General features: G+C 47.2%; 13 protein-coding genes and 1 other RNA gene. 9 read left to right on the forward strand and 5 right to left on the reverse strand.

The genetic code is table 11. The annotated features are described in order from the left end of the window. Positions 1–15: 15 nt before the first annotated feature. Positions 16–918: a radical SAM protein gene (locus ACJMM9_RS06375; RefSeq protein WP_405324822.1), complete on the reverse strand. Its 903-nt coding sequence runs from the start codon at positions 916–918 to the stop codon at positions 16–18. 487 nt (positions 919–1,405) lie between these two features. Here ACJMM9_RS06375 and ACJMM9_RS06380 point away from each other — a divergent pair, with 487 nt between their 5' ends. Then, complete coding sequence (locus ACJMM9_RS06380; protein ID WP_405324824.1) at positions 1,406–2,050, forward strand: ABC transporter permease; 645 nt, start codon at positions 1,406–1,408, stop codon at positions 2,048–2,050. A 33-nt stretch (positions 2,051–2,083) separates the two neighbouring features. Then, positions 2,084–2,635: a hypothetical protein gene (locus tag ACJMM9_RS06385; protein ID WP_405324826.1), complete on the forward strand. Its 552-nt coding sequence runs from the start codon at positions 2,084–2,086 to the stop codon at positions 2,633–2,635. 39 nt (positions 2,636–2,674) lie between these two features. Here ACJMM9_RS06385 and rnpB read toward each other — a convergent pair. Continuing rightward, an RNA gene (rnpB, locus tag ACJMM9_RS06390) (RNase P RNA component class A) lies at positions 2,675–3,050 on the reverse strand. Between the two features lie 122 nt (positions 3,051–3,172). Here rnpB and ACJMM9_RS06395 point away from each other — a divergent pair. Together ACJMM9_RS06395 and ACJMM9_RS06400 are read left to right on the forward strand one after the other, a co-directional pair. Continuing rightward, positions 3,173–4,876: a hypothetical protein gene (locus ACJMM9_RS06395; protein WP_405324828.1), complete on the forward strand. Its 1,704-nt coding sequence runs from the start codon at positions 3,173–3,175 to the stop codon at positions 4,874–4,876. Positions 4,877–4,981: 105 nt separating this feature from the next. Further along, entirely contained in the window at positions 4,982–5,254 is a 273-nt protein-coding gene (locus tag ACJMM9_RS06400; protein ID WP_405324830.1) for a hypothetical protein, read from the forward strand. A 3-nt stretch (positions 5,255–5,257) separates the two neighbouring features. Here ACJMM9_RS06400 and ACJMM9_RS06405 read toward each other — a convergent pair whose 3' ends face one another. Both ACJMM9_RS06405 and ACJMM9_RS06410 read right to left on the reverse strand, forming a co-directional pair. Continuing rightward, on the reverse strand, positions 5,258–7,351 hold the full coding sequence (locus tag ACJMM9_RS06405; RefSeq protein WP_405324831.1) for an ATP-dependent DNA helicase RecG: 2,094 nt from the start codon (positions 7,349–7,351) through the stop codon (positions 5,258–5,260). Next, positions 7,352–8,368 carry an MlaD family protein gene (locus ACJMM9_RS06410; protein ID WP_405324833.1) on the reverse strand — a complete coding sequence of 339 codons (1,017 nt, stop codon included), beginning with the start codon at positions 8,366–8,368 and terminating at the stop codon, positions 7,352–7,354. A 170-nt stretch (positions 8,369–8,538) separates the two neighbouring features. On the opposite strand from ACJMM9_RS06410, the gene ACJMM9_RS06415 reads away from it, so the two are divergent. Beyond that, positions 8,539–9,807, forward strand: coding sequence for an argininosuccinate synthase (locus ACJMM9_RS06415; RefSeq protein WP_405324835.1), 1,269 nt, complete (start codon positions 8,539–8,541; stop codon positions 9,805–9,807). Positions 9,808–9,967: 160 nt separating this feature from the next. On the opposite strand, the gene ACJMM9_RS06420 is transcribed toward ACJMM9_RS06415, so the two are convergent. Beyond that, positions 9,968–10,513 (reverse strand): hypothetical protein, encoded by a 546-nt coding sequence (locus tag ACJMM9_RS06420; RefSeq protein WP_405324837.1) that lies wholly within the window; start codon positions 10,511–10,513, stop codon positions 9,968–9,970. A gap of 119 nt (positions 10,514–10,632) precedes the next feature. Between ACJMM9_RS06420 and ACJMM9_RS06425 the strand changes: the two genes are divergently transcribed. From ACJMM9_RS06425 to ACJMM9_RS06440, 4 genes are all read left to right on the forward strand, one after another. Continuing rightward, on the forward strand, positions 10,633–11,505 hold the full coding sequence (locus ACJMM9_RS06425; RefSeq protein WP_088640718.1) for a DUF3078 domain-containing protein: 873 nt from the start codon (positions 10,633–10,635) through the stop codon (positions 11,503–11,505). Between the two features lie 86 nt (positions 11,506–11,591). After that, on the forward strand, positions 11,592–12,206 hold the full coding sequence (hisH, locus tag ACJMM9_RS06430; protein WP_405324839.1) for an imidazole glycerol phosphate synthase subunit HisH: 615 nt from the start codon (positions 11,592–11,594) through the stop codon (positions 12,204–12,206). A gap of 158 nt (positions 12,207–12,364) precedes the next feature. Then, positions 12,365–13,204, forward strand: a complete 840-nt coding sequence (locus tag ACJMM9_RS06435) for a TIGR02147 family protein (protein ID WP_405324841.1) — start codon at positions 12,365–12,367, stop codon at positions 13,202–13,204. Continuing rightward, the gene (locus ACJMM9_RS06440; protein ID WP_405324842.1) at positions 13,185–14,489 is read left to right on the forward strand and encodes a hypothetical protein; all 1,305 of its coding nucleotides are present in this window, start codon (positions 13,185–13,187) and stop codon (positions 14,487–14,489) included. Before ACJMM9_RS06435 ends, ACJMM9_RS06440 begins: the two co-directional genes overlap by 20 nt. Positions 14,490–14,494 lie beyond the last annotated feature (5 nt).

The following is a 14,494-nucleotide window of genomic DNA, read 5'->3' on the forward strand; positions in this document are numbered from 1 at the left end:
AAAATTCTCGTTAGCTTATACGTACTTGAGGTATGTCCTTACCGCTTCGAAGGCGATTTTCAAATTGCCTCTGAAAAGCAATGTGTATTCCGCGACAAAGAAGTAACCGCATTCTTCGCAAAGTCCCGGAACGTCGATGCACCTTCCGCATACCGAAATTTTGCCGTCTTCGATGACTAGGCACTGGTAGCATGGGGTGGGGAAGTTGTTGTTGACGAGGTACGGAAGGGAGACTTTGAGATTGAATATCGGGTACCCTTCGTTCATCAGCTGCAAGATGGTATCTGCAATCTTCTGCTTTTCGTCTTTGGACAGGAAAAGGTTTCTTGTGTCGGGATAGGGCGTGTGGAAATTGAACGAGACCGCCCTTACGTTTTTCGTGTCCTTCGCGATTTGGCAGACATCTCGCACGGCATCCTTGTTGATCTGGTTGATGGCCATGTAGAAGCAGATGTTGTCTGCGGTGGCGTTCTTGACGTTCTCCATGATGGTGTCGAATGTGTTGCCTCTGATGGCGTTGTGGCGTTCCCTGTCTCCGTCAAGGCTTAGCAGAATCAAGTCTGCTTCGGGCAAGTCGATGGGCTGCGTTCCGTTTGTGACCACGTTGACAATCATGAAACCCATTCTCTTGGCTTCGATGACCAAATCCCTGACGGTCAAATCGCCGTCTCTCCACAAGAACGTCTCGCCGCCGCAGAAGAAGAGAATTCGGGCGCCCATGTCGTACAAGGTTTGCATCTCCTTTTTGATTTGGGTGTAGGGATGCATGATCGAAGTAATGTTATTGACGGAGCAGTGCTTGCATTTCAGGTTGCAGCGGTCGGTTACAATGACTGTGCCAAGAATTGGATCTTTCTTTTTGAAAAGGACTGTCTTTAGCCAAAAGTTTGCGAAGTAAAGGAAGGACGAGATTTTCATTAAAATTTTCCTTTGACAAAAATTTCTTTTTTACCAAATTGGTAATGATATTATACAAAAAATGTGCCTTTCGGGATTGATTTCATGTTTTTTGAGAATTTTTACGTCAATTTCGGGGAAAAATACACGTTTTGACGTAAACTTTTAAACAAAGTAATGAATTTTGCGCTTTAAAAACAAAATTTTATTCTTCACAGCGACATTTATGGGTGAAAAAATGTTTTTGATGAGAAATTTGTGTGCTGAAAAGTACGTTTTGCCTCAAAAAAGAGCGTTAAATTACAGACAACGTTGAAAATTTACGTAAAAAAGAGATTTTTTTTCTTGTTTTGACGTAAAAAACGGCGTTTTTTCAAAATCGAGCTTTTTCACGCGCCTTTTACATCGTTGAACTCTGCTTTCATGATGATTAAATTATCTTTTGCTAAGCCCTTACATTTTTTTCAATTCCTGACCGCCTACTTCTAACTTCCTACTGCCTACTGATATGCTCCACGTTTTTAAACACGAACTTCGATTGATCTTTAGGGATCCGCGTTTCTGGATTCCGTTCATCATCCCGCCGGTGATTCTTGCGGCGAGCCAGGCAATTGCTGTATCGCGTTACGGTGGCGAGATTATGCAGGGCATGGAAAGCTACATGATGCTCTTGCTCGGCTGCCTGATGGCTCCGATGGGGGCGCCCTTGGCAGGCGACACTTTTGCGGGCGAGCGCGAACGTAACTCGCTGGAACTTTTGCAGCTTTCTCCGATTGCGCCTGCGAAACTCTTTTGGGGCAAGCTGTTTGCGATTCTCCCGTTTCCGATCGTGTTTGCGTTGCTTGCGCAGTTGGGCTACTGGTTTTCGCATCCTGATATTATTGCGCTGGAAGCTTGTGCTTCTATGCTTGGCGCGCTTTCGGCGGTGCTTTTGACAACGGCATTTTCGCTGATAGTCTCACTTCGCGTAAAGACCGTCCGTGCAGCGACTCATATGACGTTGTTCTTTATAGTTCCTCTTCTTTTGTTAGTGCAAATGGGGCACGAAATGTTTTTGCAGGGCTTGCTTATACCGGTTGTAATTTTGGTTTTGTCTACTGTAATTAGCATTGCTGTGACTGTTGTGGGAATGCGGAAATTTGTAAGTTTATAAATTACGATATAATCAAAAAAAAGGAGAAATGGAATGAATAAATTATTATTGGCTTTGGGCTCGATTGCGTTTGCTCTTGCTTTGACGGCTTGCGACGATTCCGCTTCTAGCGGTGATGGAAACGGTTCCAAAAATGCAAGCGAAGTGAAGGGGAGTTTCCCGCCGAATGGGGACGAAGGCTTCTATTGCGATGTTACGGATGGCACAAATGCAGATGGCTCGTACTGGAAGCAGATTAAGGTGAATATTCCGAAATACAAAGGCCATGTGGAAAAATTTACGTTTGACCAAAACGGCACTGGGACTCAGTATTACGAAGACTCCTTTTTTTATACAACGTCTTATGAAAAAACGGCCATGTGCTTGGAGTATGAAGACGGGTTAAAAGAAAACTCACACAAGAGAAATTATACCGAAACTTATTGTGGAAACGGATTCTATTATTTTGTTATTAGCTTCCAGAACTTACACTTGGAAACGCTTCATTCGCAGGTGGACGATTACGAAGATGATTGCAAAGATTACGAAAAGAAGTGGAAAGACGGCGATTACGACGAGGTCATAGAAAGAAGGTCGTCGAATTGATTTAATAAGGAGAAGGCTCCCGCAGTTAGCGAGAGCCTTCAAAATAGGGTAACTATAAGCCGGGTTCTGTACTCCAAATGTTGCCATAGGAGCGATGACCATCTCTCTGGACGAATCGTTACCGACCGCCTCAAGCGACCTACCCGGATATCCAGCTGGCGCGGGCCGCACCAGGCTCTTTCGAGCGGAATCCTGCTTGGTCTTGCACCGGATGAGGTTTACCATGCCACTCCTGTCACCAGTCGTGCGGTGAGCTCTTACCTCGCCGTTTCACCCTTACTCGCATTGCTGCGGGCGGTCTATTCTCTGCTGCACTTTCTGTCGCGTTTCCGCGCCTGGACGTTATCCAGCATCTTGCCCTGCGGTGCCCGGACTTTCCTCCAGCCGTGAAGCCGGCGGCCATCCGCTACCCGCCTTCAAATGTAGAAAAAGCAACGGGAACGTGCAAGTATAGAAATAGACGAAATCTCTCGTCTTTCGTCTCTCGTCTCTCGTCTAAAATTGTATATTCTCCTTGTGAAAAATTTGATATTTTATTTGTTGTGCTTTGTTTCGGCGTCTGTTGCAGACGCGCTAGATTCCAATGCTGTTTTCCGAGTCGATGAAATTCGATATGAAATTGGCGATGCATTTGATGATTCTCGTGTGCATACGAAATACGATAAGTGGGCATACGATATCTTGAATTGGGTGCATATCGAAACACGTGAAGCTACAGTCCGTAAGCTTTTGCTTTTCGATAAGGGCGACTTGGTCAACCTGCATTTTCTTCTGGAATCGGAACGTTTTTTGCGAGACCAGAAATTCTTATCTGATGCCAATATTTCTGTTGCCGGCGAAAATGGCAAGAATGTCGTGACCGTCCAGACGAGTGATAACTGGACGCTTACGATTCCTGTGACGTTTGGCTTTTCGGGAAGTGAATGGTCTTACGACAACTTGGTCTGGGGCCTTGGCATTCAGGAAAGCAATTTCCTTGGGCTTGGGCAAAAGCTCGGATTTTACTACGGTCATGACGAATTCCGCAACATGTTGCAGGTGGAATATGGTGATCCGCATTTCCTTTTCCGCTATAACCATTTGGATTTGTTGTACAGTTACAATACTGATGGCTATTTGGCTAGCTGGAAAATGTATGTGCCGTTTCTTAGCCGCAGTACGAACCAGTGGGCCTATACTCTTGAGGGCCTAAAGAACAAACGAAATGCGTATGTCTATGGAAGTGGCGATCTTCCGCATGGTGCTGTCGAAGTAAAGCCTAAGCGCGCTTTGGATTCGCTCCCGCTTTTCAATGGTGAGAAAGCTGTTGAACTGATGCAAATCGAAGATTATATAAACGATTCGCTCAGTTTCCGTTTTAGCCGGTCTTTTGGCGGAAAACAGCGTAAACTGTATTTAGGGGCAACGTATGATTATTTGCGCGAAACCGCAGATAAGGGTGAAATTTTGCGTTACCAGTTTACGGATGGAAAGAAAGCTTACGCGATTGATTCTGCAAGCGCTGTTAACGAATGGGTGCCGGAACGAAAGGATTCTCGCTTGGGCTTTTACGTGATGTATTCTAATTTGCGTTATGAAAAAATTAAAAATTTCCATAATGTCAAATGGACCGAAGATGTTGACAAGGGCTTTTCCGTTAAAGCTCAGATTTCTAAAAATTACGAACAAATTGGAGCCGCGAACAATGATATTCGTTTAGATTTCTGGACGAATCTGTATCTTGGGCGGGAATTTCACCACCTGACGTTAAAGTCTTATATGAACTTTTATCTGGACCACGGCAAGCGTCATGACTTTTTTGGTCGTGTGAATGGTGAATATATTTTCCATCCGAGCGATCGCTTTGCAACCGCATTGTCTGGCCTGCTGGATGTTTATGATGATGCTAGATATGGCTATCAGTTGACTCTTGGAAAAGCTGATGGCTTTGTAGGCTTCCCGACTGGTTTTTACGCAGGGCAAGCTCGTGTTTATGCAAATTTGGAACAGCGCTGGTTCCCGGATATTGAAATATTGACGCTTGCGCCTGTTGTTGTCGCTTTTGGCAGTGTTGGCGAAACGGCTGCTCGTGTAATGGATATCAATCGGAAAGATTTGATTTATGTGTTGGGCTGCGGTGTGCGACTGGCACAGACAAAGTCTATCACCCGATTGATAAACAAAATCGATATAAGTTTCCCGCTGAATGGCGCTCGCAAAGGTAAAGCTCATTTCTCGGTAACGACATCTTATTCTTTATAAACTTTTAAAAGGTTTTTGAACATGGCGACGGATGAAGAAAAAAATCAAGACGGGGCTGCTCGCGAGAATCGTCGAAAAAGAGCTCGAGAAGTCAAGCGCGTTTTTATGCGTGTTGAAATTATCATCGGCATTATTGCCATGATCGCAGGTGCGTGGCTTACAATTCTCGTTTGGAATGAAGGGTATTTTGCGGGTGCCTTGATGCTTGTGATGACGGGTGGTATCAATGTGTTCCTTGCAGCGAAGGAACTCGTCAATCCGACCGACCATATTTTCCACTGGCAGGCGATTTTCTTTTTGATCGTACGCCGTGCGATGTTCTTCTTGAATGTAGTCCTGATAGCGCTTGTTGTCGGTACGATGACGCGCTTGCTGTAGTTCTTAATGGACGCCGTCCTCGTTTGCCGAGGGCTTCTCGTTATACCAGGCTTGAATTTTTTCTTTAGCGGTTTCGTTGAATGCGGAACCGTCTTTCAATATGTGTTCCGCGCGTTCGAGCGTTTGCGAAATGAGTTCCTGATCGTGGATCCAGTCGAACCAGCGGAATACCCAGTTGCCGCTCTGTTCGTTGCCTTCGAGGTTCCCGGCGCCACGGGTTTTCAAGTCGAGCTCTGCAATTTCAAAGCCGTCTTCGGTGGCGGCGAATTGCGAGAGGCGTTCCATGCTTGGTTCGGCGGTTTCGCCTTCGGGCATCATCAAGAAGCACCAGGCTTCTTGATTGCCGCGGCCCACGCGCCCGCGCAGCTGGTGGAGCTGCGCCAGACCGAATCGGTCTGGCTGGTCGATGACCATGAGGTTTGCGGCAGGAACGTTCACGCCGACTTCGATAACGGTTGTGGCGACGAGAATCTGGATTTCGCCTGCGGCAAACTGCTTGATGATTTCGTCTCTTTGCGAGTCGTCCATTTGGCCGTGGACGCCTGCAACTTTGAGCTTTGCAATATTTGCATCGGTGTGGCCGAAGGCGGCGATAAAGGATTGCATCTCGTTTACGATGTCATCGACACTGCGGGCGCTACTCTCGTCGGCCGTGTCGGAACCATCGGCGTTCACGCGGCTTGCAATCCAGTAGCAGAGATTTCCGCCGGCGGCTTCCTTGCAAATAAACTGCTTCATGGATTCGCGCTTCGCGGCGTTTACGAGACGCGTCTTGATGGGCTTGCGGCCTGCGGGCTTTTCCTTGATGCTGATGACTTTCAAGTCGCCATATAGCGTCATCGCGAGGCTTCGCGGAATTGGCGTCGCACTCATCACGAGCATGTCGGGGTAGTCGCCTTTGGCGAGCAGCGCTTCGCGCTGGCTCACGCCGAAACGGTGCTGTTCGTCGATAATCACGAGTCCGAGCTTTGCAAAGAAAACGTCCTTGCTAAAGAGCGCATGCGTCCCGATGACGACATTGCAGAGGCCCATTTGCAGTTCTCCGAGAATTACTTTCTTCTCGGCGGTGGGAGTCGCTCCGACAAGCAAATGCACACGGATGCCAGCTGCATCAAAAAATGGCTTGAGCGACTTGAAATGCTGGCGGGCGAGAATGTCCGTCGGAACCATCAGTGCGCACTGTTCGCCTGCTCCGCAGACGGCCATAATGGCGAGCATGGCAACGACGGTCTTTCCACAGCCCACGTCGCCCTGCAACAGTGCGTGGAACTGCTTTTTGCCGTTGAGACCGTCAATGATTGTATTCAGCGCCGCGTCCTGACCTGCGGTCAGTTGGAACGGGAGGCGCGCTTTCGCCGCCATCACGTTCCCCAAATCAATCTGGCGTTCATGCCCGCGAATCTTTTGATTTTCGCGGCGCTTCACCATGCGCAGGCAAAATGGCAAAAGCTCCAGAATCTTAAGCTCGCGCTTCGCCTTGTAAATGGAATCAAAATCTTTCGGCATGTGGAGTGCACGGAGATTGTCCATCACTGGCGCAAAGTGCAAATAGTCCGTGAGTTCGCGAGGGCAAGCGTTTGGGAGCGTGAGTCCCGGAAAGTTGAAAATCGTTTTGTACAAATTGCGGAAGAACCGCTGTTCCATCTTCGCTTCGCGGCAGATTTCGCTAATCGGGTAGACGGGGAGAATTTGTCCGTTAAACGCTTCGCCTTCGTCGAACGGCTGCATGTCCGGATGAACCAGTTGCAGTCCGCGATATGATCCGACCGTACCTGATACAAGCCAGCGCGTTCCTGGTTTCACGCGGCTTGCAATGAATCGTGTACCACGGAAAAATAAAAGTGAAATCTCGGCAGTGCCATCGGTAAGGACGGCCATAAAGCGCGACATGCGCCCTTTGACAATCCCTGCGCGCGTGATGATTCCTATCACGACAGCTCGCTCGCCATCGTGCAGGTCCGCAATCTTTGTAACCTTTGTCTGGTCGAGGTAAGTGCGCGGAATGTTGTATAAAAGATCGGCGACGGTATTTAAACCAGATTTGCTGAGCTTTTCAACCCTTTTAGGGCCAAGTCCGGGCAGGTTTGATAAATCCATTTACTTGCCCGCTTTGTTCTGTTCTTGTTTAGCCTTGGCTTCTTCTAAGCGCTTGCGGGCCTTGTCGCGGGCGTTGTCACCGATAATGTTCATGTTCTTCCATGTAATCAGCTTAATCGGCTTTCCGTCTTTATCCTTGAACCCGAGATTTTTTGTATCGATGGCCTGGACCGCTTTGTTGAGGTTGGCGATGATTTCGTTTATGTTTTCAACAAGCTCCTTGGATTGCAAAAGCGTTTCGGAATCGATTCCCTTTTCGATGCTCGTGATGACTTCATTTGTCTTCTTTGCGTTTTCGGTAAGCGAAAGAACGACGGAATCCACGAGTGAAATTTTCTCGTTTGCCGTTGCGGTAATCGTCTTGATGGCTGTGTCGGCCTGGAGTGCGGTTGTGGTGAGAGCTTTGCTCGACGAGTTCACTTGCTTAAAGAGCTTGTTCATTTTCGTGCCGAGAGAGCCGACCGTCTTTTCTGTGTGCGCAAAGATATCTTCGATGGAGTGCATTGCCTCTTCGTAGATTTCCGGTGCGGACTTGTGCGAGGAATCTCCTTGGGCGAGCAATAGAATCGTCTTTTGTACGGCTTCGAGCTGCTCGTTCACATTTTCGATGAGGCGCAGTGTTTCTGCAATACCCGGTTCAAAATGCCCTTGGAACACGTGGTTCTCTGGCATGATTTCGCCTGTTTTCGAAGGAATGATTTCGAGACGGCGTTGCCCCATGAGTGCATAGTTGATGTTGTTGAATTGAGTGCCCGCGCGGAGCGTTAGAGGTTCCGTAAAGTTGATCTTTACGCGTGATCGGTCTTTCAGCCAGGTAACGCTTCCGATTGTGCCGACACGGTAGCCGCGTAAAACCACGGGGTCTTCGGGCTGCAAAGAACCAAGCTCGTTAAAATCGACAATCGCCGTTTGGCGCACGTTCTGGTGGGCCGCCCACATGCCAAATGAGATACCGCCGAAAATGCAGGCAAATACAATGAAAGAAATGTAACCAAGCGCTCTGTCCGAAAGTTTCATATTTTGAAAATAGAAAATTCTGCCAACTATATTGACGATAATCAACCAACAATCATTTAATTGCTATCAACTGGTAACTATTAACTAGTAACCAATAACTAACAACTAGTAACACACATTTTTTACTACATTTATTCCGTCTAAAAAATTTTTCTCAAAGGACATTCAAAATGGCTAAAACAGAATCCAAGAAGAAAGTCGTCCTCGCTTACAGCGGTGGACTTGACACCTCCATCATCATTCCTTGGCTCAAGGAAACCTACGACGTCGAAGTGATTGCATTCGCAGCCGACCTCGGCCAGAATGACTTCCCGAACGCAAAGGCTCTCGAAGAAAAGGCTCTCAAGACCGGTGCTTCCAAGTGCTACGTTCTCGACCTCAAGAAGGAATTCCTTGAAGAATACGTTTGGCCGACCGTTCGCGCCGGTGCAAAGTACGAAGGCACTTACCTCCTCGGTACGTCTTTCGCTCGTCCGCTCATCGCTAAGTACCAGGTCAAGATCGCCGAAAAGGAAGGCGCTTACGCTGTTGCTCACGGTGCTACCGGTAAGGGTAACGACCAGGTCCGTTTCGAACTCACCTACGCCGCTCTCAACCCGAAGCTCGAAGTCATCGCTCCGTGGAAGGACCCGCGTTGGACATTCCACAGCCGCGAAGACGCTATCGACTACGCCGCTGCACACAAGATTCCGCTCAACGGCATCAGCAAGAAGAAGATCTACTCCGAAGACGGCAACCTCTGGCACCTCTCTCACGAAGGTGGTGTCTTGGAATTCCCGGAACAGGAACACAAGTACGAATTCCTCAAGCACACCGCTACTTATGAAAAGGCTCCGAACAAGGCCGATCACGTGACGATCTCCTTCGAAAAGGGCAATCCGGTTGCTATCAACGGCAAGAAGATGGGCGCTGTTGAACTTCTCGAATTCTTGAACGAAATCGGTGGCAAGAACGCTTGCGGTCTTTTGGACATCGTTGAAAACCGCCTCGTCGGCCTCAAGAGCCGCGGTGTTTATGAAACTCCGGGTGGTACGCTCCTTTACAAGGCTCACGAATGCTTGCAGCAGCTCGTCCTCGACAAGGAAACTTTGTTCGAAGCCCAGAAGATGTCTATGACCTATGCAAACCTTGTCTACAATGGCCAGTGGTTCACTCCGCTCCGCCAGGCTATGGACGCCTTCTTCAATGAAGTGAACAAGGTTGTGACTGGTGACGTGACCCTCAAGCTTTACAAGGGCAACATCATCCCGGCCGGCATCAAGAGCCCGTATAGCTTGTACGACATGGGCCTCGGTGGCTTCACGGACGTTGACATGTACGACCAGAAGGACGCTACTGGCTTCATCCGTTGCTACGGCCTCCCGCTCAAGACTCGCGCTCTCTTGCTCGGCAAGAAGACGAACGTCGACTTCGGTGGCGTTCCGAGCCTCAAGAAGTAATTTTCTTGATTATGTCACCCCGGACTTGTTCCGGGGTCGCCTTTTTCCCGACTCTCCGGAGCCGGGATTTTTTTTTATAGTCATCCTGAGGAGTGCAACAAGCTTGTCCTGAGCCTGTCGAAGGAAATGATCCTGTGATTTTTTACTATGGCCTGGATGATTAGAATTTATACGTATACCCGACTTGCCATATTATCGTCGGCTCGTCATGCTTCATAAAGTAATGGACGGGAATCCCGATTTGCGTAAACACGCCATAAATATTTGTACGTACTTCTGCGGAAATATCGAGCGATTCCTTGTAGTTGTACGAACGTACATAACGCTTGCCGTTAGCCCTGTTCAATGCCTTATGGATTTCGTTTGGAGCTTTGGCGAAGGCGTATCCGCCGCCAAGTCCGAGGTCTAGCGAAAAAGGCAATTCTCTGAAAAACTTCCAGGCGAAACTTCCACGGAAACCGGTCCAGAAATCATCGGGGCCGAAGCGGAACCCGCCTCCCATTGCCCTGAAAAAGACATTCTTGTAACCAACGCCGCCGTTTATCATGATTGGGGTTGGTCTCCCTACAGACATTCCCGCTTCGAATTGCCAAGTTTTTTTTCCTCTTTGCTGGGTAACAGCAGAGTCGCTGGAGCCTTCTGATGCAAAAGAGCTTTGGACGAAAAATGCGAGAATTACGGCTGTAACAAGGCGCTTGAATAACATGTTCGTAATAATAGTAATCGAAAATGATGTTGAATCCGTTTTTCTCTTAAAAAAATGTTATCTTTAAGCACGAACACAAAAGGTCTATGGGAAAGAAGGACCATAAACAAGGAAGTAACATGAAAAAATCACTATTCGCAATCGGTTGTGCAGCACTCATTTCTGCATCGACGGCCTTCGCTGAAGGGGGAATGTTTGAAGGCTATCTCCCTGAAAACTGGACTGCTGATGTGGTCGCTGCAGTAAAGTTCACCCGTATGAATTTTTACAACTGGCATCAGGAAAGCGGAACTTCATCTTCGACATGGTTGGTAACTTATGATGCTGACCTCAAGGCTCACTGGAGTGTCGCTGACTGGCGTAACAAGCTGAATCTCGCTCTTGGTCAAACATGGACCGATGGGCTTGGCAAGCGCAAATCTGCGGATAAGATTTTCTATGAAACAATGGCTGACTTCAATGCCCTTGAAAAGTTCAAGCCCTATGTTGGCGCCCGTTTCGAATCTCAATTTATGAAAGGCTATGAATATAGCGAAGATGAAGAAGGAAACGAAATCAAGACGACCATTTCCAAGTTCATGGATCCGGGCTATGTCACGCAGATGGCTGGTATCGGCTACTTCCCGAATGACATGTTCTCTACGCGTCTTGGTTTTGCCAACCGCATGACCATTTCGAACAAGTATCTCTATGCGGATGATCCGGACACGAAGAAAGTTGAAAAGTTCAAGGACGAACCGGGTCTCGAAAGCATTACAGAATTCAAGTATTCTTTCTCGGACCTTGTCAGCTTCAAGAGCCGCTTGTGGGCTTTCGTGAACTTCAAGGGCTTCGATGAAATTGACGGCAAGTGGGAAAACCTTCTCGCTGTGACGCTTTCTCCGCTCTTTGAACTCCAGGTCGGCTATGATGTCGCTTACGATAAGGACTTGGATGAAGATTCTCAGCACAAAAATACGATCCTCATCGGTGTGACCTGGCGCTGGTTCTAATTTAGAATCAAATCCAAATTATTTACGGGAACCGCTTCGGCGGTTCTTTTTTCTATCTTTGTTCCTGTAAAATTAAAGAGGTCATTATGGCGATTACTGTTGTGGATTATAATGCGGGCAATTTGACATCGGTGATGAATGCTCTCAAGTACATTGGCGCTGATGCTAAAGTGAGCCGCGATCCGGATGAAATTGCGAAAGCGACGCGCCTGATTTTCCCGGGTGTCGGTGCTGCGGCCTCTGCTATGGAAACTTTGACCAGGACGGGAATCGGCGAAGCTATCAAGGCTGTTGTAAAAGCCGGTAACCCGGTGCTGGGGATCTGCATCGGCTGCCAGATTATTCTTGAAGAAAGCGAAGAAGACGGCGGCGTGAAAACGCTTGGGCTTATTCCAGGACGCGCAGTGCGTTTCAAGGATGAACCGGGCCTCAAGATTCCGCACATGGGCTGGAATCAGGTGAACTTCACTCGCGAACACCCGATCATGAAGGGCATTCGCAGCGGTTGCGACTTCTACTACGTGCACTCCTACTACCCGCAGGTCCCGGCTGAATATTCCTTTGCCGAGACGACCTACGGCACACAGACCTTTACGGGACTTCTGGGTAAGGATAACTTAATTGCAAGCCAGTTCCATCAGGAAAAGAGCGGTGAAGTTGGCCTTGCCATGTTGAAAAATTTCTGCGACTGGAATGTTTAACGGAGCGGGCTTGTCCCGCTTTTTTTGTGTTGTCTTAGTATCATGAAATTATTCAATTTTGATTAAGAAATGCAAAAATTGAGCATTTTGATGTAAAATTGAATGAATAGTATCATGAAATGTTGCTTTGCATCTTGTTGTATTGTATATTTACGGTTATGGCGCCGGTAACGGAATACGAAGACTATCGCATATACATGCAAGACTACTACAATGAACGAAAGCGGACAACTTCGTTCTCGTGGCGAGAATTTACTCGTGCTTCTGGTTTTACGTCTCCGACTTATCTTAAATTGGTTTGTGAAGGGAAAACGCGTCTTTCCCCTCAAGGGGCCGAAAAGGTGGGCCTTGCGATGGGGCTGGCTGGTTTTGAATTTGAGTATTTCAAGACGATGGTTTCCTATTGCCACGCGAAGACCGATCAGGAACGTAAAAATGCCTATGAAACCATGCTGCGCCTTGCATCAAAAAATAAAGTCAAAATCATTGATGGCGATGCGTTTAAGTATTTCCAGTCATGGATAAATCCTGTTGTCAGGGAACTTGCTCCGGTTATGCCTGGTGCGACTCCGGGAGAAATCGCAAAGCGCTTTTGTCAAGTAGTTTCGGCCGGAGAAGTCCGCAATTCGCTAGAATTTATGGTTCGTGCCGGGCTTTTGAAAAAGAACGGCGATGCTTATGAACAGGTGGATAAGCATCTAAAAGGCGTGACGTCGGCTGTGTCTGTTGCTTTACGTTATATGCATCGCGAAATGGCTCACTTTGCAGAAGAGGCGATCATTCGGTATGCTCCATCGGAAAGAAATTTTACGGGACTTACTATGGGTATTTCTGCTGAAGATTATGAGAAAATCTTGCAGGAATTAGATTTTTGCCGAAAAAGGATTGCTCAAATTGCCTTGAACAGCCGTGGAACGGAACGCGTTTATAGATTGAATTTACAGCTATTTCCATTGACTTGGAAAGAGGATAAGTCTAATGCAAAAACTGATTCTTAACTTATCTGCTATATTTGCCTTTCTTGGGTTGATTGCTTGTTCCAGAGGGATTACCGAAGAAGGTAATTCTATTGCCGAATTCGATCTGTGGGATGGATCGAATGGCGATTTGCAAGTAAATATGGGCAATGGAGTGTCTGGACATTGGTTTAGCGTGAATGACGGAAATGAAAATGGCTCGTCCTTAATTAAGTTCCCGACCATTGAAAAGGAAAATCTTACTTCTGACAACATAAAATCTATTGTTTCGTATTGCGGAGGCGTTTGTGGAACCGTTGAACTCGGACAAGCGTCTGATCCCAGTGCTGGCGTGGGTATAGCGCTTGCTGAAGAAAATTCTGCCATAGACATTTCTGGATGGGATGGAATTTGCGTTTCGTATGAATCTGAACTTTCTATGGAAGGCGTCATTGGTTATGAAAATGGAGCTTCTGATGACATGCCTACGGTTGTTTTTGATAAGACGACTAGTGGAAACGCTGTAGCTCGTTGTGCAAAATGGAGCGATTTTAAACAAAAGTCTTTGGAAAAATCTGGTACTGAAGCTTCTAAAAAGGCATCATCGATTATCTTTAAATTTATCGGAAAGGCCATGCAGACGGGGTATTTCAATATCAAAGGCGTAAGTTCCTATAAGCATGGTGTTGAAAATCTGGATTCTATTGAACATGTGACTTCATCAAAAAATGTAGTGGATGCCTGTCTGTGGAATGGTACTTCAAATGAGCCGGGATACATTGTCAAGAGCGGTTCCGACGATGTCGCTGAAGGAAAATGGTATTCTTACAATGATCGTGAAGAAGGTGGTGGATCATTGCTGCATTGGTCGGCCGAAGCTCCTAGTTACAAGAGTTCATTTGAATGGCTGACAAATGATGAATTGTTTGTAGGTGGACTTTCTGCAAGTGTTGCTCTGGATATGGGAACCTCGTCCAGTGCTTATGCTGGCGTTGGGTTCACTTATTCTTCTGTTCCTGTAGATCTTAGCGAGTGGGGTGGAATTTGTGTGTACTACAGGGCTGACAAGGAAATGCGAGTCGTGCTTGCAGCCGATTCCCTTGAGGCCGATTATATTTTGGACGCCTCAGAGAATCCTGTTGAAAAATGCATTAGTTGGAAGGACTTCTCTAGTTCGGGGTTAGAGAAAAAAGCAAGTGATATTAAGTTTGAAGTTCGCTCGAACGAAAACGTGTATAATCAGATCAAGTTCAATATCATTGCTGTTGGAAAGTATATGACAGATGGGGCTTGCTTCATTGATTCGTCAAAGTTGACGAATCAATGATTGAA

The organism is Fibrobacter sp. (genome assembly GCF_045112255.1).
GTDB lineage: Bacteria > Fibrobacterota > Fibrobacteria > Fibrobacterales > Fibrobacteraceae > Fibrobacter.

Excerpts from the sequence above, each read along its gene's own strand:
- ACJMM9_RS06415 (WP_405324835.1), top strand. The coding sequence starts at position 8,539 with ATGGCTAAAACAGAATCCAAGAAGAAAGTCGTCCTCGCTTACAGCGGT.
- ACJMM9_RS06425 (WP_088640718.1), top strand. The coding sequence starts at position 10,633 with ATGAAAAAATCACTATTCGCAATCGGTTGTGCAGCACTCATTTCTGCA.
- ACJMM9_RS06440 (WP_405324842.1), top strand. The coding sequence starts at position 13,185 with ATGCAAAAACTGATTCTTAACTTATCTGCTATATTTGCCTTTCTTGGG.
- ACJMM9_RS06375 (WP_405324822.1), bottom strand. The coding sequence starts at position 918 with ATGAAAATCTCGTCCTTCCTTTACTTCGCAAACTTTTGGCTAAAGACA.
- ACJMM9_RS06420 (WP_405324837.1), bottom strand. The coding sequence starts at position 10,513 with ATGTTATTCAAGCGCCTTGTTACAGCCGTAATTCTCGCATTTTTCGTC.
- ACJMM9_RS06405 (WP_405324831.1), bottom strand. The coding sequence starts at position 7,351 with ATGGATTTATCAAACCTGCCCGGACTTGGCCCTAAAAGGGTTGAAAAG.
- hisH (WP_405324839.1), top strand. The coding sequence starts at position 11,592 with ATGGCGATTACTGTTGTGGATTATAATGCGGGCAATTTGACATCGGTG.
- ACJMM9_RS06410 (WP_405324833.1), bottom strand. The coding sequence starts at position 8,368 with ATGAAACTTTCGGACAGAGCGCTTGGTTACATTTCTTTCATTGTATTT.
- ACJMM9_RS06380 (WP_405324824.1), top strand. The coding sequence starts at position 1,406 with ATGCTCCACGTTTTTAAACACGAACTTCGATTGATCTTTAGGGATCCG.
- ACJMM9_RS06435 (WP_405324841.1), top strand. The coding sequence starts at position 12,365 with ATGGCGCCGGTAACGGAATACGAAGACTATCGCATATACATGCAAGAC.
- ACJMM9_RS06400 (WP_405324830.1), top strand. The coding sequence starts at position 4,982 with ATGCGTGTTGAAATTATCATCGGCATTATTGCCATGATCGCAGGTGCG.
- ACJMM9_RS06385 (WP_405324826.1), top strand. The coding sequence starts at position 2,084 with ATGAATAAATTATTATTGGCTTTGGGCTCGATTGCGTTTGCTCTTGCT.